Annotated in this window: 12 protein-coding genes; 5 read left to right on the forward strand and 7 right to left on the reverse strand. The window is 58.5% G+C overall.

The features are described from left to right. Window positions 1-110 precede the first annotated feature (110 nt). Window positions 111-659, forward strand: coding sequence for a hypothetical protein (locus A3AI_RS47285; RefSeq protein WP_156927666.1), 549 nt, complete (start codon window positions 111-113; stop codon window positions 657-659). On the opposite strand, the gene A3AI_RS0106250 is transcribed toward A3AI_RS47285, so the two are convergent. Both A3AI_RS0106250 and A3AI_RS0106255 read right to left on the reverse strand, forming a co-directional pair. Beyond that, window positions 572-1,663, reverse strand: coding sequence for a hypothetical protein (locus A3AI_RS0106250; protein ID WP_024514750.1), 1,092 nt, complete (start codon window positions 1,661-1,663; stop codon window positions 572-574). The two genes, A3AI_RS47285 and A3AI_RS0106250, sit on opposite strands and share 88 nt — an antisense overlap. Continuing rightward, window positions 1,660-2,445, reverse strand: a complete 786-nt coding sequence (locus tag A3AI_RS0106255) for a hypothetical protein (protein WP_024514751.1) — start codon at window positions 2,443-2,445, stop codon at window positions 1,660-1,662. Before A3AI_RS0106255 ends, A3AI_RS0106250 begins: the two co-directional genes overlap by 4 nt. A 180-nt stretch (window positions 2,446-2,625) precedes the next feature. On the opposite strand from A3AI_RS0106255, the gene A3AI_RS0106260 reads away from it, so the two are divergent. The 3 genes from A3AI_RS0106260 (at window position 2,626) to A3AI_RS0106270 (ending at window position 5,044) form a co-directional block, all read left to right on the forward strand. After that, window positions 2,626-3,021: a hypothetical protein gene (locus A3AI_RS0106260; RefSeq protein WP_024514752.1), complete on the forward strand. Its 396-nt coding sequence runs from the start codon at window positions 2,626-2,628 to the stop codon at window positions 3,019-3,021. A gap of 2 nt (window positions 3,022-3,023) precedes the next feature. Beyond that, window positions 3,024-4,760, forward strand: a complete 1,737-nt coding sequence (locus A3AI_RS0106265; RefSeq protein ID WP_024514753.1) for a type IV secretion system DNA-binding domain-containing protein — start codon at window positions 3,024-3,026, stop codon at window positions 4,758-4,760. Window positions 4,761-4,843: 83 nt separating this feature from the next. After that, a complete protein-coding gene (locus A3AI_RS0106270; protein ID WP_024514754.1) occupies window positions 4,844-5,044 on the forward strand; it encodes a hypothetical protein in 201 nt (66 codons plus the stop codon). Window positions 5,045-5,174: 130 nt separating this feature from the next. On the opposite strand, the gene A3AI_RS42340 is transcribed toward A3AI_RS0106270, so the two are convergent. Together A3AI_RS42340 and A3AI_RS46040 are read right to left on the reverse strand one after the other, a co-directional pair. Next, a complete protein-coding gene (locus A3AI_RS42340) occupies window positions 5,175-5,774 on the reverse strand; it encodes a DUF2442 domain-containing protein (protein WP_051382318.1) in 600 nt (199 codons plus the stop codon). After that, a complete protein-coding gene (locus tag A3AI_RS46040) occupies window positions 5,761-6,003 on the reverse strand; it encodes a DUF4160 domain-containing protein (protein ID WP_084800850.1) in 243 nt (80 codons plus the stop codon). The genes A3AI_RS42340 and A3AI_RS46040 overlap by 14 nt, the downstream gene beginning before the upstream one ends. 222 nt (window positions 6,004-6,225) lie before the next feature. Between A3AI_RS46040 and A3AI_RS0106280 the strand changes: the two genes are divergently transcribed. Further along, the gene (locus A3AI_RS0106280; protein WP_024514756.1) at window positions 6,226-6,774 is read left to right on the forward strand and encodes a T4SS efffector SepA family protein; all 549 of its coding nucleotides are present in this window, start codon (window positions 6,226-6,228) and stop codon (window positions 6,772-6,774) included. Between the two features lie 132 nt (window positions 6,775-6,906). Here A3AI_RS0106280 and brxL read toward each other — a convergent pair whose 3' ends face one another. Genes brxL through A3AI_RS0106295 form a run of 3 tightly spaced genes read right to left on the reverse strand, consistent with a single transcriptional unit; the run spans window position 6,907 to window position 14,983 of the window. Beyond that, window positions 6,907-8,964, reverse strand: coding sequence for a BREX system Lon protease-like protein BrxL (brxL, locus tag A3AI_RS0106285; RefSeq protein WP_024514757.1), 2,058 nt, complete (start codon window positions 8,962-8,964; stop codon window positions 6,907-6,909). Further along, window positions 8,961-11,321 carry a BREX-1 system phosphatase PglZ type B gene (gene pglZ / locus A3AI_RS0106290; RefSeq protein ID WP_024514758.1) on the reverse strand — a complete coding sequence of 787 codons (2,361 nt, stop codon included), beginning with the start codon at window positions 11,319-11,321 and terminating at the stop codon, window positions 8,961-8,963. The genes brxL and pglZ overlap by 4 nt, the downstream gene beginning before the upstream one ends. Continuing rightward, entirely contained in the window at window positions 11,318-14,983 is a 3,666-nt protein-coding gene (locus A3AI_RS0106295) for an Eco57I restriction-modification methylase domain-containing protein (protein ID WP_024514759.1), read from the reverse strand. Before A3AI_RS0106295 ends, pglZ begins: the two co-directional genes overlap by 4 nt. Between the last annotated feature and the right edge of the window lie 2 nt (window positions 14,984-14,985).

The raw sequence follows: 14,985 nt of genomic DNA on the forward strand, positions 1-14,985 counted from the left end.
CTTCAAGCTTCCTCGTTCGCACTACGATGATTCCTTCGTTACTTCAATGGATTGGACACTTCAAGAAATATGCTCTTACGCTTTTATTACGCTTTTGCTACGCTTCGGCCATGAGCGAGACCGAGAAGCCTTTAGGTGAAATTGTCGAAGCGCTACGGCGAAGGTCCACCCATACGCTGCTGCAGCGTCGGGTGACTTACGCGCTCGATCACATCGAGACCGTGCTGGCCGCAGGCTGGTCCATGACCGAGCTCGCCGCGCATCTTGCCGCCGCCGGCGTGACGCATCGTGGTGGCCAACGCCTGACGGCGGGCCACTTTGCGGTGATGGTGACCCGTGCGCGCGCAAAGGCCCGCGGCCGCAGACGCCAGCATCGGAGCCACCCCTCCCAACAAATTAAGCTGGCGCCGCGCGCGGCGGACGAGCAGCGCGCTGCTTCGACCGAGTTGAATATGGCCGACAATCTCGCGGCGCTCGCTGAGCGCTCCGCACGCCAGGTTGCGGAACAGGAGCGTGAGGCGGCAATCGATCGTGACATCGGTGCGGCATTGGATGCGATGTTTGGCAGGAATCAATTCCCTCCTCCACCGTCGCCTAATGATCCCAAGGCCTCGACGTCCGCTTCGCTCAAACGACCCCGCCGCCGCCAAGCCCGGTAGTCTTCCAAGGCCGCTCGCAAGCCGTAATTTAGGCCGAATGAGATTTTCGGATTCGGCAGCCATTGAAGCGCGCTGAAGTCGCCGTCGTTCGGCTTGACTTCCGACATCCGCAAGGCGGCTGACGGGGAAAATTCATTGGGCTCCACGTCGAGATAGCGCAGCGGGGCGTCGTGGCCTGCCAGAAATTTTTCGCGTACCGTCTTGACCAGATCGGCAAACACCAAGGTCGGGGGCGTTCCCCCTCCGGGCAGGCCGATAAGGGTGATTAGCGAAGACTGATCATCGATCGTGCGGCCGTGATCACCCTTTATTCCTATCACCAACAGAGCGCGGCTCGGCATCCCGCCGCCGCCGAGATAGCGCAGCTCGTGGATGCCTTCAGAAACCGTATCAATGGCGATCGGCTCTTGGGAGCTGCAGATCTCGGCAACGACGGTCGCTTCGCGTACGACATATTGTTGCTCGTTTTCGGGGCGATCGACGTCATAGACTTCCATGTCCGGGGGCCGATAGCCTGCATGGTGCGGCGCGATGTCGGGCAGTAGGACACCCGTCCGATCCCTCAGGTGTTTTTCCAGACCATGGCGTGCGAGAAAATCTCGCGCCACCCCCGCGATGGCCGCCTGCAGGTTTTTGTTCAGCTCGTCGGCTTCGACAGGATTAAGCTCCACGAAGCTGCGGTCTGCGCCAAAAATGCGCCCGCCGATCGGAATCAGTTCGCGGCCATTGTCTATTTCCGGCGCGTCGATTTCGATCGCGTAGCCGTCTCCGGCGCCGCGAAACATGCCCGGCCGACGGCGATGAAGCCAGGGTGCGACCACGCTGCGGTATGCAATACCGCGCCAGTCCGGGTCGCCGAGCAAGGCGAAGATTTTCCGAAGCTGCGCCGCATATTCGCTAGGAACCCAGGTGATGACCTGCGTGAGACCGCCCGGGTGCTGCCGCCTGCGCGCTCGCCAATCGCGCGTTCGCGCCGCAGAACCTGCCGGGGGCTCGGTCATCATTCCTTTTTGGCCTTGCGGTTTGTCGGTTTGGCGTCCGGCAGGATTGGACCGAGAGACGCGAGCAGCCGCTTCAGCCAGCCCTCGAAAATTCCGGCCGACCGAATGGAAGGAGCCTCGGGCAGCCCAAGTGCGACGAGGTCCTTCCAGCTCATGCTCGCGATTTGATCCAGTCGTCCCTGGTTCATCATGTAGCCCCAGGCCGGAGCGGCCATGCGCTCAATTTTTATCACATTGATCGGCTGGGCCTTGCCGGTCGCCGCTTCGATGGCGCGTTCGATATTTTGATCTCCCTCCACAAAATCCGCGACCACCGGGTTCAGCACGGCCGTGCGGCGAGCTTGCGGATAGATTTCGCCGAAGCGAGCCAGATTGCTGAATCCGGACCGCAGCGCTTGGTCTTGCATGGTGAGAAGGCAAACGAAATGCAGGATTTCCCCGTCGCCAAAAAATGCACGCCCGACGTCGCCTTCGCTCCACCTGATGAAGGCCGTCGTCACAGACGCCCCGGCATTGACGATGGCCAAGTCTTGCTCCGCCATCTGCGAGGCGGCCCGATCGAGCGGGGCGAACAGGAGGTCGGGCCGCGCATAGAGCGCCTCGGGCGAGGGCGCGCCGGTCGGGACATAAATTGAGTTCGGATACTTCACCGCCATCCGGCGCTCGATCTCGATCTCGAACATGGTCGGGGTCAGCTGCCGTTGCACCGCAGCGATGAAGAGCCCGTCCGATACCGTATCCTTTCCGATCCCGCCCTTATCACCGCCGACGATTACGACCGTCACTCGACTTCTCCTATGTTCCCCGGTCCGCGCCTGACGACGCCTCGGTATCCGCCAACGTGTCGTCGGGCTTGGGTAAAGGCGCCGTTGACCGGCCCGCTACCAGTTGCTAACGTCACTAGTGACGAAAGTGACGTTCATACGCTACCTCCGCTCGGCGCGCAACCCTCGGAAACACCTGAAATGACGGATGTGGGACCAAATGAAGCGATTTGGCGCGCGTTCTCGGCCAAAGGTCTGGCCATCGCTCTCTCCTGGCCGGCTGACAAGCTGCTGAGATTTACGCAGCACCCGAAGTTCAAAAACCTGACGCCGGAGGATCAAAATACCATTTGGAAGAGGCTTGAAACGGGCGTCAGCCGGCCGGTCGCAGCCCCGCGGGCAGGTGGGTCCCAAGCCGCCAAAGCAAAATCTCTCCGTGCTCCGATCAAAGTCGGACCCGTGACGAAATCGGCGGCCGCGCCGCGCCGGGCCTTCATCAGTCGCGAACTCCGCTACGCCATGAAGATCGCCGCAGCCTATTGGATTTCGATCATCGTGATCGGCCTCTCTCTCTTGAAAATTTTTGCTGGAGGTTAGCTATGGCCGCTTCAACCGAGATCACGGAACGCCATCGTTCTTCCTGGAAGGCGTTCACTTGGGGTTGCTTCGTGTTCGTCGCTGCGTCAGCAGCGGGCTGGGTAGCAGCATTCGACATCACTCGTTTCCCGAACTCGGTCGGTCCCTTTCTGTCTCAATCGACCATGGCCTTGACCGTCCTCGGCCGCGCGATGTGCGAGGCGGTCGGCTTTCAACTCGACAACATTACGGTTGCGCAGGTGCTTGAACGTGGAGGGCTAACGCTATCCTTCTTCGGGCGTGTCGGAATCGTGTTCGCCGCCGCTTTCCTCGCCGCAGTTACCATCGCCGAGTGGCGCAGGAGACAAACACCCCGCCGCCTACGAACGAAATGGATCGATAGGGACATCCCGCCCTGGTCGGAAGGAAAGGACGCTATCGCCAACGCCAATTCAACACTACTCGCCGGAATCAAACGGACCGGCCGGGGCTTGGAGATCTGCCCCGGCATCCCACTGTCCAAGGAACAAGAGGCACGCTCGTTGGCCGTCGTCGGCGAGCCTGGCAGCGGAAAAACTGTCGCGTTTTGGCAGGTAATTTTCCAGCTTCTCAAACGGAGGTGCCACATCATTGGCCACGATGTGAAGGGTGATCTGACGGCTCGTTGGCCTGGGCAATTTATTCTGCTGGCGCCTCACGACGCGCGATCCTGGGGTTGGGCAATTGGACGGGACATCGTCGGTACCGTCCTTGCGCGCGAGCTATCCACATTGCTGGTCGCGGCAGCTGGCAATGATCCGCAGTGGGCCGAAGGGGCCCGCGAGATTCTTGTCGGGATCATCAAGACGCTGCAACATGAGCGAAGAACGGAATGGGGCTGGCCCGACTTGAAAGCAGCCCTCGAACTTGATGATGCGGCTCTGAAAGATTTTGCGTGCCGCTTTCATCCCGTAGCGAAGCGATTCACGTCGCTCGATGGCGACCAGAATTTCACGAAGAACGCCGGAAGTTATGTTTCCACGTTGATGGCGCCTATCAATAGATTGATCGAGCCGCTGGCGGCGGCTTGGGGCGGCCTCAGGCCGCAATTTCAAATGTCTCTGACGGAATGGCTCGACAATCCCAACCCAACTTTCCGGACCTTGATACTGCAGAGGGCCCCTGACCTCGGCGCCTTATCAACAGCATGGATCGGCTCCGCCGTCCAAGTGATTGCGCAACACCTTGTCGGAACACGGCGAGATCGGAATCCAGGCGACCAACATGCCTCCCATCCGCCGGACGTGTGGCTCTTGCTCGACGAGTTTGCGCAACTCGGACCGATTTCGTCGAGCTTTTTGCCATTGTTAGAGGTCGGTCGCTCGCTCGGCGTACGCGCGATGGTCGGGTTGCAAAACTTCCAACAACTCTCGCGTATCCAGGGCCAGCACGCACCCGCGGAACTCCTTCAACTCATCGGCACCTTAGTATGTTTTCGCCTCAATCCTGGCGCGGACGCCAAGCGCGTTTGCGAGGAGAGGCTGACGACGGCTCCGGTGCGTACCTGGATCGCAAACGACAAGACGGGTATCAAAGAGCCAGGATCTAAGGAGATCCGCATTTTGTCCCAGGACGACCTCTCAAGATTAGAAATCACACGTGACGGTGCGCAAGGCTATTTGCTCATCGGCAATGCGGCCTTTGGACTGGAGTGGCCCTTTCCGAATGCGCCAATTCAGCGGGATAGCTCAATCAGGTCAGCATGGATTAGGTCCAACTAACAAATGCCCGCCGGCTTTTGACATACAGCCGCTCCCAGAATCACGATCCAGGGCGATTCCGCCCATCTCCAGTGGAGAGTTACATGGACCGCAGACCGCAAGATTGGATTGCAACCGCTCTTGAAGGATTTTTCGCTGACGAAGGGCGTGAGATGCACGGAGCCATGAAAGGCGCGCTCGTTGCCCAACTGGCGCTGGCCTGCGTGGGCATTCAAGGCGAAGTCGAAACTGAACCCTTTGAGAGGCTGCTGGACGGCGACTGCCTGAGCCGTGGGGCGAACTAGATTTCTGGATTTCACACCCGCGGGACGGCTGCCAAAGAGAGGGTCGACGGCTGCCGCGGCGAATGACTACCTTGCGTCACGGCGCACAGCCCGTGCTTCCCGTCATCGGCCACAAAGAGAAGATTTGGTCTCACGACGAAACGCGTTGACGTTGCGCTGCACTGCCGGCGGCGCCGCGAGATTGTTCGCTCTGTTCTGGAGCCCGGCTGGTATAAACTGTGGGTGGTTGCGCGTTGATATCGCTGCCCGAGCCTTGCAAGAACCGATCGCGCCTTAGAGATTCAAACCCGTAGCAAGCGAGCGCGATCACGCGAGGGATTGGGCCTAGCTTGGCATAGGTTGCAATTTGCCTTCTGCTTCTGCCTAGCAAGGCTGCGGCTGCTTCTTGGGTAAGCCTATTCCGCGTCAGGAAATCCACGAATTCTTTGGGCGTCCAGCTTTCCTGCGCGAGGGATAGGATGTTGTCTGCCGACATCATCAAATCCGCATTGTCACTCCACGCCACCGCGTCGCCATCTTCGGCAAGAGCGCCACTCAGAAAGAAACTCTCATCTCTAAGGGGACGGAAGACCTTATAGCTGAAAATTGCTGGACTAACGTCGACGAAGTCTTCACGTCCAGCCCGAGGACCCTCTGCCCACTTAACCCGAAGCACAAAGTCATGGAGCGGCTGGACACTTGCCATCCGAGGGAGGGGGATTCCGCTATCAACGATGTCATTCCCGCTCATTGAGCCTTCTCCACTCTGATACTAAGACGGCCAGGTTTTCTGGCTTTGCGGCCCATTCTCTGGCTTCAGCTAGATCCCTTTTCGACGCCCTCCCCGCGATGATTTCCAAGCTCACTATATCGATGGAAGCTCTGGAATCCGGCCCCTTTAGGTGGAAGTGCGGAGGATTATGATCCCCCGGATAAACGTAGACCTTACAATTACTTAAGGGAGCATCAACGCTCGCCATGTTGCCTCTATAACGTAAGGCTAGTGCAATAGTTGCACAAGAGCAATAACAAATTGTGAAATGATTGCACAGGAAGAGCGATTCGGCGTGGATGGTGCACAACCTTAGCGGCTAATTCGACCCTGCCAATATCCATCTGCAAGAGGCTTGTTTGTATAAGCTTATAAGTCAATAATGTATAGACACGGCAATTAAGCCATTTACAAGGAGTTATAGGTGCCTATGGTTACGATCTCAAATGTGAATTTCTCTCGTCTACAAAGCCACGCCACGCCGCTTGTCGACGACCTGGACAGCGTCCTGGCCAAGATCCTGGATGTTTACGAAAGGGCCGTCGGTTCCAAGGCTGCACCGACCTCGATCGGAGAGGACCAGGATCTTTCGGTCAAAACCTACCCGACCGAGAACCCGCCCCTGCTGACATATACGAGCCTCAGCAATGTTCTGATCGACGGCAATAGCTTCGACAAGAAGTACTGGAACCCGGTGCTGTTCGAGATGATCCGCTTGGCCGCCGCCGCTATGGGGATGGAAAGCCTGAAGCCGCACCTCGACGTGAACTACAAGGAGGGGGAGCACACCGGTTTTGGTGAGTACATCAAGGAGGCCGGCATTACTGTGCAAGGCCGTGACGCGAACCTCTGCTACCGCTCAATCATCAAGGTGGCCAAGGCAGCCAAAATTCCGGTCACCATCGACTTCTATTGGCAGGAGACGCCCAAGGCGGCGCATCCTGGCCGCGCCGGCCGCTTTGTGTACGACGGCAAGTGAACAAGAGCGCACTGCTCTCAAAGGGCCTCGGCTTAGCCGGAGCCCCTTGTTTCGCGTTCCGGATCGACACGAATTTTCGGTCGACGACTTCATGTAAGCCTGAAGGCCAAATCCGTCCTTATAAAAGGCAACTCATTCTTCCAAAGCCTTGAAAACCGCGTCGGGTGCGTCTTTGTAGAACTCAATATTGATCTTCGTCCAAAGCTCGTCGGGAAGATCGTTTAGCTGCCGGCGAGCAGAAACAGGCATCAATATCGTTTGCGCTTGCTTCTCGATTGCCAGCTCAGCCAGTTGCACTGCGTTCGATACCGTTTCTAGCGAACCTCCAAGACTTGCAGATCCAACCAAGATTGTTCCGCCTCGGGTGTTCCGACCGAGCAGTGATCCACATAATGCGGTCAACACGGCAACGCCAAGTCCGGCGCCGGATTTGTCAGCATCGATCGCGCGCAATTGTAGCGTGAACTCTTGTTCTCGCGGATCGCGGTCGCCGACCAAGTTACGAGCTTGTGCAAACAGGATTTGCTCGCCTACCTTTACGCTCTCGCGGAAAGGAGGAGGTGCAGGCTGATTGAGGATACGCACACCCGAACCAGGTTGATGCGAGACTTCAATACGGTACAGACCGGCACCGGCCTCCCTTGACCCCGAGGCGATAGCCCAAATCTGACCTGGTGGGAGTGGATCGCTTTCGATCGCCTGGTCGGATCGAAGTTCAGGCGTCGCGACAAACGTCTCCACGCCCTCAAGGCCCAACGTGTAGCTGAAATGCGTGTTACGAAACTCGCTCTTGAACACGCGCCGTTGTTGTTCCTTCACACGTCGCCTCGCCTCAAGCGCGAGCCGCACAATCCATTCTAGGTCGGCATCAGGAATTTGACTGGTCGAGCTTGGATAGAGAAGCTTTGCGAGCCCGCTCACCGTCTTGCGAACGGCTTCGATATCGCGACCCGACAACGCACCACCGAAATGGACCCGGCCATCTAGAATGCCAGCGCGGGAACTATTGCGCAGGCGAGTAAAGCACTCAGAAAGAAAGTCCGAAACAAGACCAAAGTGGTCTGTCAAATGGCGCCGAGGGTCGAGCTTTGGAAAGTCCCAACCCGGAGCATATGCGTGGAGACGATCCATGAACGCGGTATCATCACGCATTTCTGGAGGAAGCGGCGCGAGCAAATGCCCGACCCTTTGGGCTTGGTCAAGATCCATATCCAGATTACCGACCAGAACGACCCCACCTTCGGCTCTAATGGAATCCTTACCTCGCGAGAATTCCCCAGAGGCCATGTAGCCCTTCATTATGTTCACGCCATCCTTTGAATCAAAGGAGACGCCAGCTATTTCGTCGAAACAAACAACATCGTATTGGCATACGAGTCCTCGCTGCCCGGAGGCCATATTGACAAACATGCGAGCGACGGTGGCCTTCCCCCCAGATATAAGGTGCGCATAAGGCGATACCTGCTGGAACAAGTGGCTCTTGCCGGTGCCGCGCGGGCCAAGCTCGACAAGGTTGTAGTTCCGCTCCACGAACGGGACCATTCGCAGCAACGCAACGCGCTTAGCTCGTTCATCAAACTCGCTCGGCTCAAACCCAGCCGAGCGGAGTAAGAAATCGACCCAATCACTAGTCGATTCAAATTTCGAGCGCCCTTCGTAAAACGTATCAAGGACGTCAGCCCGCGACATTTGGATTGGACGAAGCGCCTCAATTCCGAACGGTCGACCGTTCTTTTCCTCGGCAATGACGCTGTCGTATGTGAGCGTCACTTCGGCGTAGAACCCATCAATCAGAATGCGATCATTTTCTTCAACTATATTATCGGGGATGCGAACGTCGCGCAGAGCAAGGCTGGGTAGCTCAGCGATGTAGCAGGCGTTCTTCGCGTCCAGGCGGGCGCGCACACTATCAATGATGCGGACAGATCCTTTTCGATAGGCTTCGTTTTTGAAAACTTCCTCCTGGCCGGTGCGCACGCACCGGTCCTTCAGTTGCTTCTCGACGATTTCAAGCCCTTCTTTGATTTCTTGTTCGTCTATGGACGCACAGTAACGACCAAGCAAAAACTCCACGACGTAGGCCGGTACTGGGTACGCCTTGGAATAGCGCCGGACCAAATCCTTTCGGACAATGAAACCCTCAAAGGCGCTCGCGCCCAAATGGTCAAGCCGATCGAGTTCTAGAGTCATACGCGCTCTCCAACACGGGTGGCACGCGCATCAATGACGCTACCGTGCCGATCGATGACTACGACGAGAACGGGATCTCCCTCTTCTATCTCGTCAGAAACCGTTAAGCGGGCTCGCGCTCCTTCGATTGTTGACGCAACATCGACCCGGGAAGCTGGATCGCGCTCTTTGCGACGAACTTCGACAGTGAAGTCTGTCCCTTCACCGCTAAGCTCGACGGTCAAGCGCAAGCGCCGCCAGCTAATTGAGCTAATACGCAAAGTGCCTGCGACCGCGGTCTCACCTCCAACGGCAATATCGGGAATCACACATTCCTGCGGCGAGAGGCCGCCGTGGGAATAGACCTCGCCGGCGCGAAATGCCTCTGCGCCTGGAGGCACGGCGATCCGAACAGAGCCATCCCAATGCCACGGCAGGAAAGATAGCTCGGCAGTGGCTTGTTCCTGAAGAATCGCGGCCCGCGAGCCCTTCGCGATCACCGCCGAAGGCGGCAGGCGTACCACCTCAAAGCCGCCCGGCATCAGGAGCCAACCGTGATCAGTCACAATCCGTACGCGAGACCAGCCGGCCGCCTTTAGCGCCTTCGCGTACCCGGCGATGCGAGCGAGTTCGGTGTCGAGTTGGCCAGCGAGCCGCAAGCCCATGTTGTGGCCATCATTGTCGATGTTACCGCATTCCGCATATCCGATCGACGTTGGCCTTTCCGGTGGTAGCGCTTCGTTGCGATTGAGGACCTGAATGCCACGCGCGAGCATGGCTTTCCTGAGGACGTCGATACTTGCTGGCTTCCCAGAAGATGCTTCGAGCGGCTGAAAAGCGTCCACCTTGCCCTTTCCGGCAATGCTGTCTCCCACCGGCGTAACCAATGGCTTTGCCGTGGCCGTAAGGCTGGGAACGGGTGAAAGTCTCCATGTGAGCGATGCCGCGACACTGGCGTTGTTCAACAGCTCAGCAACCTCATGGCCGAGATCCATGCGCAATCCATCAACAAAGAGCACGAGAGTGCCCGCCTCGATCGCGAGTGGATGCGGCCGGGCAGCGTTGCCGGCCGCCTCCACCGCGGCTCGAAATCGTCGCGCCAGCGGATCGACCCACGGACGATAGAGAGCCCCTGCGGCCCGCGCGACGACATCTTCGCGCGTTCTCGCTGCTGCGATCGTCTCAATCAGCGCCCTATCGACTCGCCATCCCTCTTCGCAATAGGCGGTCGCAATCGCGGTAAGGTCATCGCCCAGCAGAGCCGTCTCAGTTGCTGCCGCCAAACGCGTAAGCGGTTCGAGTGCTCGAGCAAGTGGCGCTTCGCCGAGCTTTGCCCAGAGCGTATCGCGGCGGGCTCGGTGACGCTCTTCCAGCGCGATGACTTTCGCTGCTGCCTCGCGGCTCGGAAGCTGCGCGATTGCGCTGAGCTCCTGCGTTAGAATCTTCTCGGCGAGCGCATTGTCATGCGGGCTTGTGACAGGATCACCCTCTTCCAATCCTCCGAGAAGATTGCCTTGCTTAGGGCTGGTCGCTTCACGAATCCGCTCGCAGACCGAACGGAACTGGTGGGGCTCCGCGGCAAGTCGATTCCACACGCGAACCCATGCGCCAGACCGGCGCGCCAAACGCTCGATTGCCGTCTGGAGTGCTCCCTTTTGCTCAAGGTCGATTCTGTAGTCTCGCTCGATCTGATCCCGGAAGGCACTCCACGCCGCGCCGGCCATGCCGGCGCGTACGGCATCCGGATCGGCAATCCACCGCAAGAGATCGCGCTCTTTGTCCTCGACCAGCAAGCTGTCGAAATCGTCCGCGGACAGACGTTTCTGACGCCAACCATCGAGCGGGAGATCGAGAAGGCCCGCGAGTGCGCGGCGGGCGGATTCGTCGGTGCGGGAATCGGTCGAGACATCGAGCCCTAATCCCTGGTCGGGATCGCGCAGGAAAGTCGCTACCGTCCAATCGCGGGCCTGACGGCGCTGACGAAAGACGTCGCCGCGATACTGCATGTCAACGAGCATCTGGGCGCTCTTCGTGAGAGTGAGCGGCTCACGCAAATCGCGCCATGAAATGCCCGGCAAGAGGACGACCGAATGAGCTGCGCCGACGACAACACCTTTCAGATCTGGTGCATCCGACGCCTCGACGACGCAGCGAATCCAGATAGCCGGTCCGATACCATCGTCTGGCGCATAGTCACCGAGTGCGTACAGCCCCACGTGCTGCAAGGCGAGCCGACGGCGAAGGTCGGCGAACGCAGAAAACCATTGTCGTTCAGGGTCAGGCCAGATCAGCGCCGCGGGCCATTCCTCGCCGGCGAAGGTCTGGGAGGCGTCGATGAGGGTGCGGGCAAGACCTTGAATAAGGGTGCGGTCGCTCACGATGTTCTGCCCTGGTCTTCCAAAACCGGTTCAGACAGAGCACCGGATACCGCTCCCGCTTTGGTCTCCCGAGCGCTCTGCTTGAACGCGCGCGTGTAGTGGAGGTCGTTGTAGCGACGCCCTTTAAACTGTGGTCCACCGGCAAAATCTGTCGTGTCAACGTCATGATCCTCGGCCCAGAACCAAGGGAAATCCCCCTTCTCCAGTTTTGGTTCAGCACCCCGGTCGGCACCAGCGTGTTTCTTCACGCGCGGCGTGACTCGCAGTATACAACCGTCCCTCCGCGCGGAATTCTTCGGCTTCGCGGTCAGGAAAGGACGAATGTTGAGGCGAATGCCATCGTCGATGTCCGGCTCCCAGCCGATCGACTGGCGATGCAGCGGCTTCCAGCGCACGAAAATGTCGTACGGCGGATCACCCTCGATGATCTTGGTCAGCTCGCCGCGAAGATGCTCGGCCGCAAGCAAACGGTCTTCCGCACCCGCTTCACCTGCGGCGAGGGCGCGACGTTGGGCTGCGATCCATTCACCTAGATAGCTGTCGCGCAGCTTTTCAAGGAGGCGACGGCCAGCGCCATTAGCTTCACACAGCCGATGGTAGTTGACGAGGGCGGAAAAGCCGCCGCGCACACCGTCCCAGATGTGCCAGACAAATGGGGTTTGATGGAATAGCTTGCAATGTCCTTCAAAAAACTCGTCGGCGAGCCACGTACCGAGGTCGGTGGCCTTCGCCGCTTCCGCCGTGAGCAATTCGCGGATGGTATCCTCGGCGTAGTCCGGTCCCCAGACTGCACGAATCAGGTCGCGCAAACGCGTCGCCGCGTCGGCCTCACCACCAAGCGCGGCCAGGGGGACGATACCGTCGGTATCGATGACGCCTGATCGATCCACCTCGTCCGGCGCAGGGGCCGCCGGGCAATCCATGAACGACGAACCGGTTTGGCGCGGCCAGCGATAGTTGAGCAGCCGAGCGACGACGACTTGCAACGGATGCTCGGCCATGCCCGGACGGACGCCATACGGCGTCACCAGGCGTGGATTGGTGGCGCCACTTCTTGAGACGTTCGGATCAGCGCTGCCACGCGGGTGGCCGTCGAAGTACCACTGAGTCGGATCGTTCGAACGTGGTTTGGGTAAGCCCTTCGGAAGCTCAACGGCAGCGACCTCCTTCCAGTGGGTGAGATCGAAAGGAATTTTTCCGAAGTACCCATTGTCGACGCTAGTCTTCGCGTTGATCTTTCTTAGCTCGGTGCGAAATTGAGGAGACACAAAGAATGCGTACAGCGCTTCTAGATTTGACGCTTCCTTTGGCACAACAACCGGTGAGGAATTAGAGAATTTAGTCCCGCCAAAGATTGTGAGGGGCAAATTGTTCATTTGCCCGAAGGCGAGCCCCCTTTGACCCCAGGCTGCCTCGCCGCGAACCGCAGCAGATTCAAAACCACCCTGCAATAAGGACCAGCGAAGGACGTAATGGCATCCTGCGTATTCTGTCGTTTCGTGAGGCGGATATTGTATGAACTCCCAACCTTTCCGAAGGCTGCCGTATTCCCAGAAACAAAATACAGTTCGCGCCGAATCGCCCGGCGAAATCCCCTGATAACAATCGGCATACTTTGACAATCGCGTGCGTCCAGTAAGATCCTCCAGGCCAATCATCGAATCAGGATTTGTCAATTGGCTCGCTTGAGCAACGGTCACCAACTCGATGTTTGGTAGCTCGGCCGCTTTTTCTGAGGGCAAGTGCTGCCCCGCTAAATTGAGTCCAGAGTAATGTGCTTTGGCCGTTGGCGCGATGTTTGATCCAACAGTCAGTAAGGTGATCGCTGCCCACCAATTCATATCTTGGAAGGCATTCTTATCGAGCAACGCGAGAAAATTTATGGTGCTCGTGCAGAGCAAGCTTACTCTGAAGTCTTTGAAAGTTACCTGCGCGAGCCAATTTTGTGGGGTAACCACGCCGTAACTTCCACCTTCGGAACAGAGTGCCAAGAGCCTTAATACGAAGACGTTCGCAATATCCGCTCTCGCTTCTTCAAATGTCCTCTCGATATATTCCTTGAGCTCACGCGAAAATTTTCCGTTTCCCAAATACGGAACATTGGTGGCTGCCAATGTGTACCGCCGGCCCAGCAGTTCCGCTGCTTTGGCAATCCCATGCGCCGTGACCGCAATCTCGTGTACCTCAGCTGTTGCTGTTGCCGCTCCAGCCTCCAACAGGCGATCGAGCACTGTGCCGAGCTTGTCGATGCCAGTTGCGTACAAAGGACCGAATGCCTGCTCAAGCGTTCGGCGCGGATCGATCAAACTTCCAAGCTGTGGAGCTTGTTCGAAGAGATGATAAAGGGCTGCAAGTTCACCACGATGCGCAGCCGAAGCGGTAGCTCCTAAGGGAGTTCTATCGGTCCCAAGAGGATCAGTTTTTCCGGTCCAACCTTCGGCATCGGCGATCTTCTCTGCGAGATCTAAGAACGCCGCTTTACCCAGTCCGATAGCCAAGCCCGAGCAAGCGAGATTCAGCTGCGGCAGTTGCTCCGGACCGCCAAGGCGCTTCCAGCTTGCGAGCGCAAGAGCGAACGCGGCTATCTGCGTACAGCGTGGGTCAATTTCCAGACCGAAGAGGTTCTCGGCAAGAACCGCCCTCACAGCGGCGCGCTCATCAAGCCCTTCCTCGGCACAGCGGAAGGCGATCAAGATCGACAACGCGAACACGAGAAAATGCCCCGATCCCATGCAGGGATCGAGGATCGTCACGTCCCTCGCCGCCTTAGGCCAGCCATCGAAGGCGCCGGCCGCCGGCCTCCAAGGACCGGTCGCGGTCTCGTGCGTCTCGTCCTGGTACGGTTCGCGCACGAAGCGGAGATAGGTCCAGCGATAGCCGGGCGGACTGGTCTTCTGTCGCAGATCCTCTTCCGTCTCGGCCCCCGCCGCCAATGCCGGATCCGCGACCAAGACCTTGCCGGCCCACCAGGCGCCGAGCGTGTTCTCCAGCAGAAAGAGAACCATATAATCCTCGGTGAAAAGCTGGGTCACGGCGGGCAGCTCGTCGGCGCCGATCTTCACCTCGGACTCGTTGATCCGGTCCTTCTGGTCCGCCTGCCAGAACTGGTAAGCCCAACCAAGAGAATCGTCCGCCGCGAACACCGCCCGCGGTAACTCCTTCACGATATCAGTAATACCTGCCTTGGTCTCGGGCGGAAGCGTGAGCGCCAGAATGGGATCGTCCTTGCGGAAAATCTGCGGCAGCATCGGCTCCGCCCAGTCGGCGGCAAGCTCAACAAGATCGCGTCCTTCTTCCCTGGCTATCTCCTCCAGATCGGACAATGACACCGCGACCTTGTGGTCGGGATCAGTGAGCAAATTGTTCTCGGCCAGCAAGCGCGCGAACAGCGCACGATGCCAATGCTCATAGGCAATCTCGCGCACAAGTCGGCTCGCTCTGATGGAGTCGTTAGGCGCTTTGACGTCTCCCAGCGATTGCGCATGCGCACGTAAACGACTGCGCAAGTCTGCCCTCTCCCTGGAAAGCCCGTCCGGCTTTCTCGCATCTTCGACTCCGAGCTCCGTTAACGCCTTGCGAGCGCCGTCCTCCGCGACGAAGCGCGCTTTACGCACCGCCTTGTCCAGTAACTTTCGAATTTCGCGATCGAGGGCGGTTGCCATAA

The sequence above is a fragment of the Bradyrhizobium sp. Tv2a-2 genome (assembly GCF_000472425.1).
Classification (GTDB): Bacteria; Pseudomonadota; Alphaproteobacteria; order Rhizobiales; family Xanthobacteraceae; genus Bradyrhizobium.